Genomic DNA, 17,755 nt, shown 5'->3' on the forward strand with positions numbered 1-17,755 from the left:
CCTGCTGCCATGCCTGATGGCGTAGCGCCATCAGGCACAATGCGACTTATCAGAACTGGTAGGTCAACCCTATTGCCACAATATCATCGTCATTAATGCCTAACGTGTTATCGCTATCAAGCTGATTGATTTTGTAATCTACAAACGCGGACATATTTTTGTTGAAGTAATAGGTTGCGCCAACGTCAATGTAATTCACCAAATCCTCACTGCCGACGCCCTCAATATCTTTGCCTTTTGACAGCACATAGCCTAATGACGGACGCAGACCAAAATCAAACTGATACTGGATAACCGCTTCGAAATTTTGGGTTTTATTGGCAAATCCGCCGGAAACTGGCGTCATGTTGCGGGTTTCTGAATAGAAAGTCGCAATATAAATATCATTAGCGTCATACTTTACACCCGTAGCCCAGGCTTCGGCTTTATCGCCCGTACCGCGGCGCTGCAGATTTTGCTCCCTGGTGCGATCGGAGAGAGTATAAGCGCCGCTGACGGCAAAATCGCTGCCGCCGAAATCATAGCTCACGGATGTGCCGAAGCCGTCGCCGTTTTGCTTTTTCACATCGCGATTTTCGTTTTTCCCCTGATACTGTAAGGTAAGATCCAGTCCATCAACGATGCCGAAGAAATCGGTATTGCGGTAAGTCGCCAGCCCGCTGGCGCGTTTAGTCATAAAATTATCGGTCTGGGCGGAAGAGTCGCCGCCGAATTCGGGAAACATATCCGTCCAGGCCTCAACATCGTACAGCGCGCCCAGGTTACGTCCATAGTCAAAAGAACCAATATCTTTTAATTTCAGGCCTGCAAAGGCCAGGCGGGTTTTTTGCTGGGACGAATCACTTTCGGCTTTATTACCGGCAAACTCAGCTTCCCAGCGCCCGTAGCCGGTCAATTGATCGTTAATTTGCGTTTCGCCTTTAAAACCAAAACGAACGTAGCTTTGATCGCCATCTTTGCTGTCATAATCGCTCATATAGTGCATGGCTTTAACTTTTCCATACACATCAAGCTTATTACCGTTTTTATTGTAAACCTCGGCGGCGTGAACAGATGCTGATGCGATGATACTCACCACTATTGCCAGAGTGCTCTTATTCATTTCCATTCCTGTTTTAATTACGCGCTATGATTTGTCGGGAGACCCGGTAAAAAACAGGAAGGTTTTTAACGTTCGGTAATGAAAGATTTATGATAAAGTGAGAATTTTTTTAAAAAAATATGTTTAATTGTTGCGGTAATAAAATGGTCAAATTCCGCCGCTACGCTTGCTGATCCTGCGCAACAAAATTTCACGCTATGCGTACAGGTTGTTGGCAACCGGAGCCAGTCCTGCTAAAACGTTCATTTGGTCTTTATTTCTTATTTTGAACGGCAGAGAATCATGAGTGACAGCCAGACGCTGGTCGTAAAACTCGGCACCAGCGTGCTAACAGGCGGATCGCGCCGCCTGAACCGTGCCCATATCGTAGAACTTGTCCGCCAGTGTGCGCAGCTACACGCCGCAGGACATCGTATTGTTATTGTTACCTCTGGCGCGATTGCCGCCGGACGTGAACATCTCGGCTACCCGGAACTGCCGGCAACAATTGCCTCTAAACAGCTTCTGGCGGCGGTAGGGCAAAGCCGCCTGATTCAACTGTGGGAGCAGTTGTTTTCAATTTACGGTATCCATATCGGACAGATGCTGTTGACGCGTGCGGATATGGAAGACAGAGAGCGCTTTCTGAACGCCCGCGATACGCTGCGTGCATTACTGGATAACCATATTGTGCCGGTTATCAATGAAAATGATGCCGTTGCGACAGCGGAAATTAAAGTGGGCGATAACGATAACCTCTCCGCGCTGGCGGCGATCCTGGCAGGCGCGGATAAACTGCTGCTGCTGACCGATCAGCAAGGATTATTTACCGCCGATCCGCGTAGCAATCCGCAGGCGGAGCTTATCAAAGATGTGTATGGCGTTGACGATGCGCTGCGCTCTATCGCGGGAGACAGCGTTTCCGGACTGGGGACCGGTGGTATGAGCACTAAGCTTCAGGCGGCAGACGTGGCCTGTCGCGCGGGTATTGATACGATTATTGCCTCAGGCAGTAAACCGGGCGTGATCGGCGATGTGATGGAGGGGATTTCCGTCGGCACCCGTTTTCATGCGCAAGCCTCGCCGCTGGAGAACCGCAAACGTTGGATCTTCGGGGCGCCGCCGGCAGGCGAAATTACGGTTGATGAAGGCGCGACCGCGGCAATGCTGGAACGTGGCAGTTCACTTCTGCCAAAAGGCATCAAAAGCGTGACGGGCAATTTCTCGCGGGGGGAGGTCATCAGAATTTGTAACCTGCAAGGGCGTGATATCGCTCATGGCGTCAGCCGTTATAACAGTGATGCTCTGCGGCGGATAGCCGGCCACCACTCTCAACAAATCGATGCGATTCTGGGCTATGAATATGGCCCGGTCGCTGTTCATCGTGATGACATGATTACTCGATAAGGAACAGGCATATGCTGGAACAAATGGGCATTGCTGCTAAAGCGGCGTCGTATAAGCTGGCGCTGCTCTCCAGCGGCGAAAAAAATCGCGTGCTGGAAAAAATAGCCGATGAACTGGAAGCGCAAATGGAAAGTATCCTCAGCGCGAACGTACAAGATGTTGAGCAGGCGCGAGCCAATGGCCTGAGCGAAGCGATGCTGGACCGCCTGGCGCTGACCCCTGCGCGTCTGAAAGCGATTGCTGGCGATGTGCGCCAGGTCTGTAATCTCGCCGACCCGGTCGGGCAGGTGATCGACGGCGGTCTGCTGGACAGCGGGTTACGTCTGGAGCGCCGCCGCGTGCCGTTGGGCGTGGTTGGCGTTATCTATGAGGCGCGTCCGAATGTTACCGTTGATGTGGCTTCTTTGTGTCTGAAAACCGGTAATGCGGTGATTCTACGCGGTGGGAAAGAGACGCATCGCACGAATGCCGCAACCGTTCGTGTCATTCAGAAGGCACTGAAAGCTTGCGGTTTACCGGAAGCGGCGGTTCAGGCGATTGATAATCCGGATCGTTCGCTGGTCAATGAAATGCTGCGTATGGATAAGTACATCGATATGCTGATCCCGCGCGGCGGCGCAGGCTTGCATAAACTGTGCCGCGAGCAATCCACCATTCCGGTGATTACCGGCGGGATTGGCGTGTGCCATATTTTTGTCGATAGCAGCGCAGACATCGCCCCGGCGCTGAAGATTATCGTCAACGCCAAAACCCAGCGCCCGAGCACCTGTAACACGGTGGAAACCTTGCTGGTGCATCAGGACATCGCAGAACGCTTTTTGCCTGCGCTGAGCAAGCAGATGGCGGAGAGCGGCGTAACGTTGCATGGGGATGAAACCGTCATGCAGGCACTGCATGGCCCTGCCAAACTGGTGCCGCTGAAACCGGAAGAGCTGGATAACGAGTTTCTGTCTCTGGATCTGAACGTTGTGATGGTCGAAAATATGGATGGCGCTATCGCCCACATTCGCGAACATGGTACTCAGCACTCCGATGCCATTTTGACGTGTGATATGCATAATGCTGCGCGTTTCGTGAACGAAGTTGATTCCGCTGCGGTTTATGTCAACGCCTCTACCCGTTTTACCGACGGCGGGCAGTTTGGGCTTGGCGCAGAAGTGGCGGTCAGCACGCAGAAATTACATGCCCGCGGTCCGATGGGGCTTGAAGCGCTTACCACCTATAAGTGGATCGGCTTTGGCGATGGTACGATTCGTGCGTAATTAATGTCGAGCGGTGCAAAAATAGCCGGTTGAGTAGCAAGGCTATTGACGCACCGCCCGGTTAGTTTTAACCTTCTACCCCGTGATTCACCCGTGTGAACACACCCTTCTCAGGGCCGATATAGCTCAGTTGGTAGAGCAGCGCATTCGTAATGCGAAGGTCGTAGGTTCGACTCCTATTATCGGCACCATCTCAATCAAGTAGTAACAAACTTTTCTTTCATAACAATCTTCTCATTTTCTTTCTCGCATACTTGCTTAGCATGGTATAGATGTCTATGAGGACGTCAGTCCGGAAAGCATTCATTCTGCATGGTACGCCTTTCGTTATTCTCAGGGGCTGCTAAGCCTGTGACAACGGGCATCGAAAATAATTTTCGCGGTTATATGATACGTAATAATAATACGTTCTACACATTAATTGAGTCAGATAATGAAAACGTATGGGATATGTCTGTTGAGGAGAAGGGAACTCAACAGAACAAAGATGCCGTGCAAAAAGAAAAATATCAGCTTAATGCTATTTTTGACAATGGTACATGCTGAATTCTGGCTTGTCTCAGGGATACGACCGTATCCCTGAATATTTCCCATCAAAACTCAGGAATAAAATCACTCTTACTAATATATTTTTCCAGTATGGCGGTATATTGTCGCCAGTTCCCGGAGTCATTGATTACTGCATAATTTATCGATGCTCCCGGCGTTGGCGAGCGTGTTAGCGGCACATCAAGTGCTGTTTTCGGCGCAACCATGATATCGCCGATACTTTTCTTGTCATCCGTCGTTAGCGTTAAACTCATATACCACGAGGTGGGGTTAACTATCCGTATAGTATTCTCTTTAGCAATAAAACGTAATTTTTTCTCCTCCGCTTCCGTTGGCGCTTTTAGCCCGGTCGGGCGAATTAAAATTTTTAGCCGCAAACGAAGCGGTAATACCAGTTTTCGCGGGTTGTTTTTAATGTCATGGGGGAGTGGCGGTATCTGATAAATGTTTAGCCAGAAGAGACTCTCCCGGTCCGTTGCAAGCTGCTGGCGGGAACTCAGGAGCAGGCGAAGCGTTCTCAGTTCTCCTGGCTGCATTTTAAATACCGGCGGCAGCGCCACCAGCGGCGTTTTGCTGTTATCCGGAGAGGCGTCAATGTTTCCTGCGTCGGTCCATACCTGTAACAGCATCGGCGTTGTATTATCGTTGGATAATGTCAACGATTGAGCGATATCATCTGAAGCAAAAATAATTCGGGTTCTGTCAATATTAACGGCGGCTTGTGCCGGGCCATACCATCCCGTCAACCCAAGTAGCGTTAATATGACTTTACTGAAAACTAACCACTGCCTGTAATTGCGCATTCACGCTTCCTGCCGTTACTGTTTGTCCGCCGATCGCCTCAAGCGAGGCAGTAAAATCACCGCTGTAGGTTTCTACTGAACCGGATGATACCCGTGTAGTTAAATCTTTATAGCCATACCAGCCTCGGGCGTTGCCAGTGCCTGTCTTGATCCGATCGGGTAACAGGTTAATCGGCGTACCGGCATCGTTATAGATGCGGATACCCACTCCGGAGGCTACGCCAGGTTCGCCATAATGGGTGTCCAGTAGCCACGACAGACCACCTGCGGATGTGGTTAGCCCCAGGCGACGCGCCGCCGCCACGGCGGTGGGTTGATTAACGACAAACCCCATTGCGACATTAGCGGCGCTGGTGGACGGGAGGGCACTGGACATAGCGCCGGACTCACATTCCAGGCTGACGTGGAAAGGCGCCTGGCTATTGCCTCCGGCGGCTAATATGCCGACGGCGACAGGGGGAATTTTCACGATCGCAGGATAATCTGTGATTTTACATAACGCGCCGCGAACATAGGTGACGCTATTATATGTACTCCATGCCCCGGGCCAATAGCCGGGCCAGCCATAATAATCGCTGGCATGATCCAGTCCCGCTTGGATCCGCTCGGTAATCAAGCCTGGGCCTTTAAAGGCGATATAACCCCGAGGCTGCGTCCAGGTATCTCGGTCCATTGGATTCTGGTAGGCAAAATATTTTCTTGAGTCAATTTTAAACATCTCATATAACACGTTGCTAAACGCGCTGGCAGGAATATAAATATATTTGTCATCCTGAAACCAACTGTCTGCGGTAAGTTGGCGTTCTTTCCAGAAACGGCTGTAATATTCGCCGGTACTGAGGTTTGTCATACGGACAGCAACATTACGCTCCACATCATAATAGGCGCCTTCTACTTCGGGAGTAAAAAATGCCCCCGCAAAAGCGCTATCGCCATTTGTCGAATACATCTCATAGAGCTTCCCGGCATCGGCAGAATCGCAGCGGTAAAGTACCTGTTTACTGGAATAGGGCGTGCCGGTGGCGGCCGTCAGGAAGTTACCGATCCCACTGGCCAATAATGTGCCGGAGGGTTGAAATGTTTCACTATTACTGATGCTAATCACCGTTGGCAAACCGATATTACCGGTATTCGTGTCAGTTGCGCCGATCCAGTTTTGCGCCGTGTAGCCCGCTTTTATCGCCGCGTCAGAGAGCGCGCTCTTATCGGTGACTTTGATACATGACGACCATGTTCCGGCGCTGACGAACAGGCTGGTGATAAACAATAGCGTTCGGAAACTAAAAAGCATTGTGCTATTCCTTCTCGCAGTTTTTGTTCAGATAGAGAAACGGTTCTTTGGTGTGAAGATCGAGTTGGTAGGCAACCCTGCAACGCTGGTTTGCCCCTGTTCCCCAGCGCACCAGTAGAGAACCCGACGGATGGGCGATACGGGCATAAATCTGCCCACTCTGGCCGACCATGCCGATGTTTGTGCCTTCACCGTTGAAAACATCAGCGCCCATTGGCGGTATGCCGCCATCCGGCATCTTCACGGAGATCAGCACCGCTTTGCCGCTAATAGTGGCGAAATTGACACGCGCGATGGCGCCAGCATAGGGCACAATCTGCTGACTTCCTCCCGTCAGTTCGGCATCGCTGCGCATCTTACGGGTATCGAGCGTAACGTTATTGACGCGGTAAGGAGATAACGAAGGCAGAATGGCGTAACCAAAGCGATCAACCACAGCGCCCTGGCCATTTTGTACGATCGCGCCCTGCGCGCCATCGGCATGAATAAGCGCAAAGGTATCGCTGGTATAGGGGCCAGCCGTCAGACCTCCAGAGTGAAGTACCAGGGTGCCGGACGCGCCCAGCCCTTCCTGACGATAGTTATCACCCTGGTCATAGTTGGCGCGAAGTGCGCCAAACCGGGTGTTCTGTTGTAGATTACCGCCAAACGTCGTTGGCGCGCTGCTATCGCTATTACTATTGCGATAACGCTCGTAGCCGCCATAAACCGACCATGACAGGTCGCTGTTTTCACCGCTACTGCCGGTCATGGATACGGTTGAGGAATGGCTTTGACTGGACTGGTTATAATTCATGGCGACAGACGTTCTGTTTTCGCCCCAATCCAGCGGTATAGAGACATTAAACGACATTGTGGTTTCGGTATATTTTTGTCGGCTACTCACGTCCAGTGGTTCGTTAACGCCGTGATAAAAGCGATCGTAATCCCAGGTGGTGCGCTGTCGTGCAATATTCACCCCGTAGCTTATATTCCGCCACTGGTTGCTATACCCCATTTGTAGCTGTGTTATACGCGATTGGTTATTGTAGTAGTCTGCGGTGCTGGCGCTGAGGTTAAGCGTGCCAAGCCGTCCTAACGGCTGGCTTACCGTTGCGGACAGGCGATTGCGCTGATGCAGCGTGTCGGAGTAGTAATCAATCCCCGTTTTTGCTTCCCGGCGTACGCCGAGCACGTCCTGAAGATCGCGAAAGCCGTTGGTTGAATAACGATAAGCCGCCAGCACCAGGTTAGTGCCGGTGGTAAACGTTTTGCTGTAACTGAGTTCCGCGCGCCAGCCTTGCTGGCGATCGTTATGCTCTGCGCGCGTATTCGACCAGGTGGCGTTAAGGCCGAACGCGCCCATACCGGTGGCCCAGACGCCGCCCGCCAGCCATGCCTGGTAACGCTGAGCAATTCGTGAACCGAGGTTGAGGGTAATGGTGTTATTAACGCCGTGCTGGAACGTTCCCTCAAAGAAACGATTTTCAATATCGTAGTACTGACGAACCCTGCCGAAGGCCAGCGAATAGTGCCAGTTACCGGGGCGAACCGAATCCGGCACGGAAGAATAAGGCACGATGAAACGTGAGGTTTTACCGCTGGCCTCGATAACCTCTACCTCCAGATCGCCTTGATAACGGGTGTTGTACAGATCGTCAATATAAAATGGGCCCGGCGGAACGTTGGTTTCATAAATCACTTTCCCCAGTTGTTTTACTACCACGTGCGCGCTACTGGCCGCTACGCCCCGAACTTCCGGCGCATAACCGCGTTTGCCCTGCGGGCGCATCCGCTCGTCGGTGACAAGCTTAACCCCGTTAAAGGACAGACTGCCGAATAAGCTGGAGTCCGTATAGCTATCGCCCAGCGACAGGATACTGTTAATAGACGCGACAGGTCTTTGCACCCAGGTTCGAACGCTGTTATAGCGCCAGGCGCTTCCGCTCTGGTTGCTATTGACATAGCGTAGATTACTTTGATGACGGACCTGCCAAAGTCCGAGGTTAACGCCCATGTTTAAACCGCTCCATAAGTATTGGTAGCGATAATGGCTGTCGGTATTTTCGGTGCGGGTCCAGTTTGTGTTATGGCGTAAAAACAGCGCCAGCGCGCCGCTATCCCACTCTGAAGGGGAGATATAACCGCGCGGTTTGTGCGTAAGTTCGGTCATTGGAATCGTCAGCAACAGGCGAAGCGTGGCGCTATCAAATTGCCAACCGGCATGAGGTACCCACTCCCTGAGCGGGCGACACTCGGTCGCAGCGCCGGTTGCGGGGAGTGATTTTATCTGTGCCGCTTTCATCACCGATAAGGGCAGGCAGGGTTCCGTCTGTTGACCCTCTTTTACAGCATTAAATCGAATATTAGTGCTCGCAGTTACCAGCGTGCCATTAACGTAAACGTCGGCAAGATAGTCTCCGGAAGGCGTTTGCTGTTCATTAAAACGGGCAATATTTTGTCCGTAAGTGGCCCCCTGAAGTAGCGCAGGATCAAAATAATACTCTTCACCCTGCGCGGAGCCTGAGCAAACTATGGCGATCAATAGCGCAAGGCTTTTGTGGTTCAAATTAATGGTGGGGGACATCGTAGCTCTCGCTTATCCTTGCGCCCAGGTCGTTAACCAAAGTAACGGTGACTGTACCGGAGAAGGATTTGAGTGACCGCTTGCCCGGCAGCCACCAGGTTTGACTGGAGAAAGGGGCAATCATGTCAGCATCCAGGTTATACGAAGCGCCGTTCACTTTTACATTCAGGTTACTTAAAGAGGCAAACCAGGGCTGCGGATTAACAATAACAATACCGCTTTTTCCAGAACCTTTATTTACCGTTTTAATCTGTAATTTTTTCGCCAGATTATCAGGTTTACCTAGCCCGTCAGGACGATAGAAAAGTTTTATTCTTGAGCGCAGCATCACCAACATTTTATTTTGCCCGCTGTCGCTGCCAATATTCGTTGGTGGTACCTGTAATACGTTAAACCAGAATACTGACTCACGATCCTGCGGCAATTTTTTCGTGTTGTTATAAATTACGCGTACAACCTGGCCTGCTTTGGGTTGAATACGAAATACCGGCGGCGTGGCAATGAACGGCATCGCGCTGCTATTTTCCGGGCTGGTATTCATATCGCCATCGTCAAACCAGGTTTGTACGATATAAGGTATTGCATCATTATTTTTTAACTGCACATCTACGGAGGAGGCTGTTGATGGGTAAATTATTCGGCTACCCAAAATAGTAACGCTCGCCCACGATGCTGTGGCGGGTAGGGCCAGCAATAGAAAAACTATTAAGTAATATAATGCGGAATGTCGGGTATCCATTTTCATCTCAACAACTCCCTGACGATTGAAAATGGTCTGGCGTTTCAACGCCAGACCGTAGCGACAATTATTTATACGAAACGGCGTATTGTAGGGTGGCAGCGACTGTCCCAGCCTCTGCTTTCCCGGTAGAGTAATACCGCGCGGTATAAGTCGCGCTCGCTTCAGAAGCATTTGGTTCCAGCTGTAGGTCGCCGTCGCCAGTAAAGCCGCCGGTCAGATTGATTGGCTCCCCTGAGGTGTCGAGTAATTGGACTTCAACATTTTTCGCGCTGCCAGTATTACCCAGGTTACCGTTACTGGTGACCTGATTACCGACAAAGACAGTGGAAATTTTTGTTGTTTTGTCCTTAGAGCCGGTACACCCGGACAGCCCAATATCAAACGTTATTGGCCCTGCGGTTTTCCCTTGTTCTGATAAATCTTTAGTACTTACTGTTGGCAATAACACGACGGGTTTAGCCTGATTACCATTAATCACGACAGAGCACGTTTCATCAGAGACTTCCCCTTGAAAGGTGATGGTGTTATCAGAAACAGCCATCGCGCTGCTGGAGACAAGAAGCGAGCCTGTGATCATTGCTAAATATTTTTTCATAGACATATGATAATGTTCCTGTATTAATCTTTACTTTTTCAGGACGAGTGCAATTCGCCCGAATGTTCGTGCTTATGGAGGAGTGGTAAAAATAACGATCATTAACTCTATTTTTGGATGTGAGCTATACCCTCCTGACTATTGATAATGCGATATAAAACAAACAGACTTATTTCTCCTATCATGAAATAGAGCGATAAGCGCTTTCGTCCATACATCTCATTAGTACAACTGATAGTGTTATCATTTGATTGAGTGTAATCCGATAACAATTCTCTCCGCGTCTGAATAGATAGACTATGTTGCAATACAAACCTGCACATTTTTGCTATGTAAAATCCGCATCAGTTAAACCTCCTGATGGATAATACGATGGTGAGATTAAGGTAAATTTTCTGAAATGTGCTTCTGAAACAGTATAATTAGTCTTACTTTTTTCTTACTTTTGGCCTTTCAGAAGTTTCCTGAGTTTGCGTTAAGGTAAAGAAAAGTGTTCAGATTTACCTATAACTGTTTGATTTGTAATGTGCAGGTAATACTTGTGTCAATTATTGTTTACTATAAGTGAGACTTATAAGTTAAACTCAGGTTAATTAGGGGGCTGAATTCTTTTTTGAGCATGATAATATGTCGTCTGAATGATGGATGCAGTTACCTTTAGGATTGTCATGAATGAAAGCATATTTTTACTTGATAAGCGTGTTGTATTTGATAGTACGAAGATGACCTTATCGCATGGTAATGAGATAATCAGAATATCAGAAGCTGAGACCCATCTGCTTCTTGCTTTTTGGCATGGTCTTTACAAAAAAGAAGATATTATTCATTTTGTTTGGGAAAATCGTGGAGGCTGCGTCTCAGAATCAAGTTACTATAAACTCATTAATCAAATGAGAAATGATTTTAGTAGCATCGGTCTACAGCCATCTGATATCGTAACTCGCCCTCGGGTGGGGGTGTCGCTGTCTGTTGCCATTGAACCTATAAAAAAAATCACCTCCCTCAAGGTGAGTGATGAAAACGTTAAAGGCACCCCGACTCGGGAGAAAATATTTTACAAAATTAAACGTCACAGCGTATTTGTGGTGTTAACAGGAGCCATTCTTCTGGCATTGCTCTATGGTGTATTTACTATATATAAAGCGCCTGTTCGTAACAGCTCTGATAGTTTTTTTACATATCTTGGCGAATATAACGATTATGCAATCTATAAAACAAAAGAGGATAAGGTCACATTAAGTGAAGTAGTTTTTGCTTTTAACTCTCTAAAAATTAAAATTTACCGGCAAAATGGACGCCATCTTTATTATATCAGGGAGCCTAACATGAATATTTTTCTGCAATGCTTAAATCCTGTTGAAATGGCGGTGCCAAAATGTATTACAGTAAAAGAACGTTACTGATTATATTTGTAATATTTATCGCCATTGTCGCAATCGGATCGGTAATAGCGCTTGAGTGGGTAAATCGTGACTCTTATAGAACCAATAATCTTATATGCACGACAAAATCAGAAGCGTATATTGCGCCACGAAAATTGTACATGGATGGTGGACTTGTGCTGGATCTTAAATCCGGCAGGATTACCCTACACTACGATGTAACTACCGATACGAAAGAAAAACGGCTTTTTTTTCGTGACATCTGTATCAGCAAACTGCGCAGAACGGGTATGAAAACATTTACTTTTAAAGTCAATTCAGTTAAGACTTTTGAGTCTGATACTGCTGGCGATTTGTTTTCCTGGCTGAGACTGTTACAGCCTGGTACGATTAATGAGTTAAAGATGGTAAAAATTGGGAAAAATACCTACATGTTTTCGCTTAATCGGCATTTGTATAATGTGTGTACCACCAGTAGTAACGTTGAGTTGTAGCCAATAATCCCTGTATTGATGGGAATTCGTTCCGTGATGGTTATGCCTCATCAGGCAGCGAACCTGGTATCAGGCTAACATATTGAATGCGTCTGTATTTTGGATATCTGCTATCGCTTATTTTAACGATAGTATCCTGCACCTGTTGGGTATTGATATTTTCTTGTCTATTTTCGGCACAGGGAGTGCCATCTTGCTATCATTAAGAACGTATAACCTATCTCTCAATATTGCTTTTCTATATTAATGTTACTTTAGTTATCTTATAAAAGCATACAGTGGCAAAAGGAAGGCCGGTAAGAGGGCAATGATTTGAAAGTAAGAAAGCTATTTCTGATGTTGTTTATTGCCGTTCCACTGATCGTCATGATATTGGTGGGGTTACTCGCGGGTATCTTCCAGCTAAAACGAGATATCGCCGTCAGCGCCAATACGCTGCTGCGGTTTAGCGCGGATATATCTGCCGCCTCCTGGCAAGTCGCCGGAAAAGCCACCAGACTGGCTGAGAGTTCCTGTACTGACACGCTGAAAGAACTGTCCAGAACGCGGGCCTTCACTCCTTATGTCCGTGACATTGGGTTTCTGGAAAATGGTGATATCACTTGCTCCTTTGTCACAGGAACCGAACGCTATCATTTTTCCCGGCTGGCAGGGCTTTCTTTACCTGCTTCTTATCCGAAACGGTGGTTGCGATCTATCGGTAGTATGGCCGAAGGACCCAATCGCCTTGTTGTGGTTTATGTGAAAAAAGTAGCAGCGAATAAAGCGGCCTTCGTCATTGTGGACTCGCAGTATGTCCAGGAGCTCATGGAGATATTGGCTGCAGAGAGAGCATCAGCCTTTAGCCTGACATTCGGCGCAGGGGAGGCGATTACCAGCGCTGCGACGTTGCGCGGTAAGGCGTTTTTAACGCAGCGGTTCACCTCAACCGATCACACTATCCAGCTGATGGTGCGAACCCCTTTCTCAACGTTATCGGCATACTGGTTACAAAACCTTTTTATTTTTGTTCCGCTGTCATTGTGTCTTTCTGTAGGGATGATGTTGTTCTACAGGCGCTGGTATTTAAAACGTTTATCTCTGGCCCGGGAGATTGCCAGGGGAATAACGCACAATGAGTTTACGGTACATTATCAGCCTGTTTTTAATGTTAAACACGGTAGTTGCGGCGGCGTGGAGGCGCTAATGCGCTGGCCGCAACCGGATGGCCGTTTTATAACCCCGGATATTTTTATTACCGCCGCAGAAAATGAAGGCATGATTATTCCACTCTCTCGTCATCTGTTCGAACTGATTGCTCATGACGTAATAAACTGGACTGTACCGGATGATTTCTATATCAGCGTAAATATATCGCCTGCGCATCTTATGGATGACGGTTTTATACAAGATATAGAGGCGCTCAGGACTCGTTTGGGAACGATAACGCTTATGTTGGAGCTCACCGAGCGTAGCCTGATTGTAGAACCTTCACAGGTCGCAGAAAAACTTTCAACGCTCCGTGAAAAAGGCGTGTTAATAGCGATTGATGATTTTGGGACCGGCTATTGCTCACTCTCCTATCTCCAGCAATTACCTGTAGACTCTCTTAAAATAGACAGAACGTTTATCGATACCATTGATACCAGCAGCGATGATGTTCCTGTCCTGGATACTATCATTACGCTGAGTCAGCGACTGGGGCTTAATGTGGTTGCCGAAGGGGTCAGTACCCAGCACCAATTGCGTTACATCTTAAGCCACGGGGTAGGATTCGTTCAGGGATTTCTTTATGCCAGGCCGATGGGGGCTAATGACTTTATGAGCTGGCTTGGCAAGTCGGCCCAGAGGCAAAATGGTTTACTCAAGGGGGAAAACGGATCCGCGAGCGGCCTGGTGGCTGAATAATACAGGAGCTCGCTACGGAAAAAAATTCAATAGCGCGATATATCCTGGTAATATGTTTATGCCGTGAAGAAACGTGATAGCACTGGGGCGGATATTTTTATGAGTCAGAACAATTATCTGATTGACAAAAGAGTTATTCTTGATTGTGAACGAATGACGCTTTCCTGCGCCGGAGAGTCGATAACGATATCTGAATCGGAACGCAGTTTGCTTATCGCTTTTCATGAAGGCCTTTTTAAAAAAGATGATTTAATTAACTATGTCTGGGGGCGCAAAGGTGTCGTGGTCTCTGATGCCAGTTATTACAAACTGATTAACCAGCTACGAGGATCATTTGATAAAATTGGTCTTAAGGGGGCGTCTGTTGTGACTCGTCCCCGCGTGGGTGTTTTACTCTCAGTTTCCATTGAACCGTTGAGTGATGAGGCGCAAAATACGCCGTTGCCTGCTGTTGCTGAAACAGAATTATCGACGGTTGAAGTGCGACACGATGACACTATTATTACCCCAATACCGGGCGCTGTGAATAAAAAAGATTGGCTCTACTTTTGCCTGGCCGCGCTTCTGATGTTTTTTATGATGTATAAAGTTAAGGGTGAAAATATTGATTACTTTACCCTCCAGGGTTCGTATGATGGATACACTTTTTATAGTGTCGGGCATGATAAAACCCATCTGACGGATATCGTTGAAGCGTACTCTGAGATGAGTAATGAAATACATAAACAAAACGGCAAAATCATTTATTACATTCGCGTTCCTAATACAAATATTTTTGTCCAGTGTCTTAACCAACTTGATATAGCGGAGCCGAAATGCATTTCCATAAAAGAACGTTATTAAGCGTGGCGACGCTTGGTATGTTGGCTGTTTCAGTCGTACTGATGGTAGTTTGGGTACGAAACAGTAACCATAGTTCTATTAATACTAATGAATTTTTATGTACGACAAGAACGGTAACGACGATACAGCCTAAAGATATCCATGCCGATGGCAGTCTTGTTCTTGATTTTAAGATGAAGAGAATTACGCTTCAATATGAAATAAAAACAAAAGATAACGGTGTAAAAATATTATACCGGGACGTGTATATGAAAAATTTACATCGAACAGCGCCTGGTGTTTATACGTTCGAAGTATCCCAGGTAAAAGTCTTTGCCACGGACACGGCTGGCGATCTGTTATCATATTTACGGGTTCTGCATCCGGAAGCGGCTAATGAGATTCGAATATCTAAAGTGGGTGAGAAAACCTTTTTCTATTCTCTTAATCGGCAGCTTTATAACGTTTGTACCGCGCAGTAGATCTGAATGTTGTCTGAATGCGTCAGAACGCGAGTTGCGAAATTGCCCTCCGCAAGGGTAAAGGTTAACTCAATAATCAATTAAAATGCATGTAAAACAATGATTTATGAATTTCTTATTCTTCAGGGAGGTGACTGATACTCGCTGATAACCTCTCGCAGCCCGCCTGACGGATGAGATGCCAGGATCGGGTCTGAAGCAACTATGAATCCGCTATTAATAAAAAAGTAAGAACTCTGTAAGACTGATTTCATATCCATTATCGAATATATCAGGTTATATTACCTCCGCAGTTGGCATGACTGGTAATAAGCGCATTAGGTACTCTTAATCTAAATGCTATTTGTGTGCCATAAGTTCCGGTACCGCCTTAATTATATATCAAAAATGGAGTGGTTTTAATGAAAAGACGGTCTTCGTTCCTTGTTTTTTTAGGTTTATTATTAGCGTCACCTTTAGCTTTGGCTAACGATCAGCACACCGTATCGTTTGGTTATGCACAAACTCATCTCAGTTCATTGAAAAATAGCGATAGCAAAGATCTGCGAGGCTTTAATTTTAAATATCGTTACGAGTTCAATGAGACCTGGGGGATGTTAGGCTCATTCACCGCGACGCGCAATGAAATGGAGAACTACACCTGGAAAGAGGGGAAGTTGCATAAAAATGGTTCCGATTCTGTAGACTATGGTTCTTTGATGTTTGGACCAACATATCGTTTTAATGACTATGTGAGCCTGTACGGCAATGCGGGTATAGCGACGATGAAATTTAATAAACACTCAAAAGAAGACTCCTTTGCCTACGGTGCTGGCGTAATATTTAATCCAGTTAAGAGTATATCTATCGATGCATCATGGGAAGCCAGTCGTTTCTTCGCTGTGGATACCAATACATTTGGTGTCAGCGTAGGTTATCGCTTCTGATATTAAAAGTATAAGCGTTACGTTTATGGCAAGGAATTAAAAATAATATGGCGCTGCTACAGAATAGGGATGGTTATGAGCGCTCAGGTAATCTTAAGAGGAAGATAAAACACTCACCGTAGCGTTATTCTATTGATGAAATTATGATAAATTCACTATCGGAACAACTTCCGTTAAAAACGATAGGTATAGTTTTAACGGATGATTATTATACTTATTTAGGCATCGCTTCACTCTTTGAGGATGGGAAGTGCTTTATGTTCCCACTCAATGGAGAATATAATTCGTGTCAGATATCAGCTAGCGAAGATATCATAATTATTATTGATGGACGAGTTTTGATTCAGGGGGTCTGGAAAGGTTTTAAGGCGCTCATGCAGCATTATCCACATGCTCGTCGAATCTGGCTCACGCGCAGAGATATTGGAAAACTTTATCCACATGGCTGCGATAGAGATCCTGATATCGATCCCGATTTGGCAAAGCCTGTTTTTATTGAGCATTTCATTAAATACGCTTGTGCAAACGAAGTAGCGGTCGGTGAACTTGCGCCGTTGACAAAAAAGGAGGAGGAGTTGTTATGGCACTTTTTATATAAAAAGTCGATGAGTCAGATCGCCAGTAGCTATGGCATGAGTCGTAAGACTTTGTACATTCATAGATTGCGTATCTGTCGTAAATATGGCTTCAAACGCTTTTTCCATTTGCTATTTATTTACCAAAGAAGTCGCCATATCTTCGCATCTAAAATTTGCCGTGTAGACAAAAACGCCGATCAGGCTTGAAGCAAACAAGATGAAAAAGTTAACGATGAGAGAGTGTGAAAGCATCAATCCTACTTTGCTGCTTGCCATTAAGATACTTATCTCGGCGCTTGACGAAAAAACAAAAATAAGGCTCAGAGAGCATATTGAAAAAACTGAACAAGAAATAGCCTCAAGCATACATGATAGCATCATGACAGAGACTTTTCTTCAGCAAATGAAAGACATTCGTTACATCTTAAATATAGTTCCTTGACGGCGTTCAGAAGCAAGAACGCGTTATTATTTAATGATTAATAGACCAGGTATTAGTATGAAAAAGATCTTAGTATGTTTCGTCGGCTTGGCGTTAACCGCATGTAGTGCTAATTCGTTGAATTATGGCGCTGAACAGGTACGGGTGATGACCAGCGAGCCAGGTAAGGAATGCAGCTACTTAGGGGATATCACGGGCAGCCAGGGGAATTTCTTTACCGGTGGCTGGACTTCCAACAGTAACCTGGAAACGGGTGCCCGTAACGATCTGAAAAACAAAGCTTATAAAATGGGCGGCAATACGGTAGTCCTGTTAACCCAGCGTGCAGGCCAGACAGGAAGTTCATGGCACGGTTCGGGCTCAAGCAAACAAACGAATGTCACGTTAAGCGGGAACGTTTATCGTTGCCCTCGTTAACCTTATTTTGCAGGTAATATATGCCTGTT

The 17,755-nt window shown here is 46.9% G+C and carries 16 protein-coding genes, 1 tRNA gene and 2 pseudogenes; 13 read left to right on the forward strand and 6 right to left on the reverse strand.

The features are described from left to right. Nucleotides 1-49: 49 nt before the first annotated feature. On the reverse strand, nucleotides 50-1,102 hold the full coding sequence (gene phoE, locus ACLJRE_RS18060; RefSeq protein ID WP_001043672.1) for a phosphoporin PhoE: 1,053 nt from the start codon (nucleotides 1,100-1,102) through the stop codon (nucleotides 50-52). Nucleotides 1,103-1,384: 282 nt separating this feature from the next. On the opposite strand from phoE, the gene proB reads away from it, so the two are divergent. From proB to ACLJRE_RS18080, 4 genes and pseudogenes are all read left to right on the forward strand, one after another. After that, nucleotides 1,385-2,488: a glutamate 5-kinase gene (proB, locus tag ACLJRE_RS18065; RefSeq protein WP_001285275.1), complete on the forward strand. Its 1,104-nt coding sequence runs from the start codon at nucleotides 1,385-1,387 to the stop codon at nucleotides 2,486-2,488. Between the two features lie 11 nt (nucleotides 2,489-2,499). After that, nucleotides 2,500-3,750, forward strand: a complete 1,251-nt coding sequence (proA, locus tag ACLJRE_RS18070) for a glutamate-5-semialdehyde dehydrogenase (protein WP_058108942.1) — start codon at nucleotides 2,500-2,502, stop codon at nucleotides 3,748-3,750. A 115-nt stretch (nucleotides 3,751-3,865) separates the two neighbouring features. Then, nucleotides 3,866-3,941, forward strand: a tRNA-Thr gene (locus ACLJRE_RS18075). A 133-nt stretch (nucleotides 3,942-4,074) separates the two neighbouring features. Beyond that, a pseudogene (locus ACLJRE_RS18080) lies at nucleotides 4,075-4,296 on the forward strand (hypothetical protein); the annotation flags it as partial. 47 nt (nucleotides 4,297-4,343) lie between these two features. On the opposite strand, the gene stbE reads toward ACLJRE_RS18080, so the two are convergent. The 5 genes from stbE to ACLJRE_RS18105 form a co-directional block, all read right to left on the reverse strand. Next, nucleotides 4,344-5,102 carry a fimbrial biogenesis chaperone StbE gene (stbE, locus tag ACLJRE_RS18085; RefSeq protein ID WP_001247022.1) on the reverse strand — a complete coding sequence of 253 codons (759 nt, stop codon included), beginning with the start codon at nucleotides 5,100-5,102 and terminating at the stop codon, nucleotides 4,344-4,346. Continuing rightward, complete coding sequence (gene stbD, locus ACLJRE_RS18090) at nucleotides 5,068-6,393, reverse strand: fimbrial usher protein StbD (RefSeq protein WP_023212878.1); 1,326 nt, start codon at nucleotides 6,391-6,393, stop codon at nucleotides 5,068-5,070. The genes stbE and stbD overlap by 35 nt, the downstream gene beginning before the upstream one ends. Nucleotides 6,394-6,397: 4 nt before the next feature. After that, nucleotides 6,398-8,959 (reverse strand): fimbrial outer membrane usher protein, encoded by a 2,562-nt coding sequence (locus ACLJRE_RS18095; RefSeq protein ID WP_023212879.1) that lies wholly within the window; start codon nucleotides 8,957-8,959, stop codon nucleotides 6,398-6,400. Continuing rightward, the gene (gene stbB / locus ACLJRE_RS18100) at nucleotides 8,943-9,704 is read right to left on the reverse strand and encodes a fimbrial biogenesis chaperone StbB (protein WP_000781492.1); all 762 of its coding nucleotides are present in this window, start codon (nucleotides 9,702-9,704) and stop codon (nucleotides 8,943-8,945) included. The genes ACLJRE_RS18095 and stbB overlap by 17 nt, the downstream gene beginning before the upstream one ends. Before the next feature lie 61 nt (nucleotides 9,705-9,765). Beyond that, the gene (locus ACLJRE_RS18105) at nucleotides 9,766-10,302 is read right to left on the reverse strand and encodes a fimbrial protein (protein ID WP_000062033.1); all 537 of its coding nucleotides are present in this window, start codon (nucleotides 10,300-10,302) and stop codon (nucleotides 9,766-9,768) included. A gap of 662 nt (nucleotides 10,303-10,964) precedes the next feature. Between ACLJRE_RS18105 and ACLJRE_RS18110 the strand changes: the two genes are divergently transcribed. The 9 genes and pseudogenes from ACLJRE_RS18110 to ACLJRE_RS18150 all read left to right on the forward strand — a co-directional run bounded on the left by ACLJRE_RS18110 (nucleotide 10,965) and on the right by ACLJRE_RS18150 (nucleotide 17,726). Beyond that, the gene (locus ACLJRE_RS18110) at nucleotides 10,965-11,699 is read left to right on the forward strand and encodes a transcriptional regulator (protein ID WP_001005860.1); all 735 of its coding nucleotides are present in this window, start codon (nucleotides 10,965-10,967) and stop codon (nucleotides 11,697-11,699) included. After that, nucleotides 11,672-11,972: pseudogene (locus tag ACLJRE_RS18115) on the forward strand (hypothetical protein). Before ACLJRE_RS18110 ends, ACLJRE_RS18115 begins: the two are co-directional and overlap by 28 nt. Before the next feature lie 512 nt (nucleotides 11,973-12,484). Further along, nucleotides 12,485-14,059, forward strand: a complete 1,575-nt coding sequence (locus ACLJRE_RS18120) for an EAL domain-containing protein (protein ID WP_000868297.1) — start codon at nucleotides 12,485-12,487, stop codon at nucleotides 14,057-14,059. 99 nt (nucleotides 14,060-14,158) lie between these two features. Continuing rightward, nucleotides 14,159-14,902, forward strand: a complete 744-nt coding sequence (locus ACLJRE_RS18125; protein ID WP_000081363.1) for a transcriptional regulator — start codon at nucleotides 14,159-14,161, stop codon at nucleotides 14,900-14,902. After that, on the forward strand, nucleotides 14,875-15,363 hold the full coding sequence (locus tag ACLJRE_RS18130) for a hypothetical protein (protein WP_000545419.1): 489 nt from the start codon (nucleotides 14,875-14,877) through the stop codon (nucleotides 15,361-15,363). Before ACLJRE_RS18125 ends, ACLJRE_RS18130 begins: the two co-directional genes overlap by 28 nt. A 401-nt stretch (nucleotides 15,364-15,764) precedes the next feature. Then, complete coding sequence (locus tag ACLJRE_RS18135) at nucleotides 15,765-16,289, forward strand: Ail/Lom family outer membrane beta-barrel protein (protein WP_000830237.1); 525 nt, start codon at nucleotides 15,765-15,767, stop codon at nucleotides 16,287-16,289. 143 nt (nucleotides 16,290-16,432) lie between these two features. Further along, nucleotides 16,433-17,074 carry a helix-turn-helix transcriptional regulator gene (locus tag ACLJRE_RS18140; RefSeq protein ID WP_000610827.1) on the forward strand — a complete coding sequence of 214 codons (642 nt, stop codon included), beginning with the start codon at nucleotides 16,433-16,435 and terminating at the stop codon, nucleotides 17,072-17,074. A gap of 10 nt (nucleotides 17,075-17,084) precedes the next feature. After that, a complete protein-coding gene (locus ACLJRE_RS18145) occupies nucleotides 17,085-17,309 on the forward strand; it encodes a membrane protein (RefSeq protein WP_000737124.1) in 225 nt (74 codons plus the stop codon). 57 nt (nucleotides 17,310-17,366) lie between these two features. Beyond that, a complete protein-coding gene (locus ACLJRE_RS18150) occupies nucleotides 17,367-17,726 on the forward strand; it encodes a DUF4156 domain-containing protein (RefSeq protein WP_000722978.1) in 360 nt (119 codons plus the stop codon). Nucleotides 17,727-17,755: the final 29 nt, after the last annotated feature.

It is taken from the genome of Salmonella sp. SAL04157 (assembly GCF_046551635.1).
In the GTDB taxonomy this organism is placed as follows: Bacteria; Pseudomonadota; Gammaproteobacteria; order Enterobacterales; family Enterobacteriaceae; genus Salmonella; species Salmonella enterica.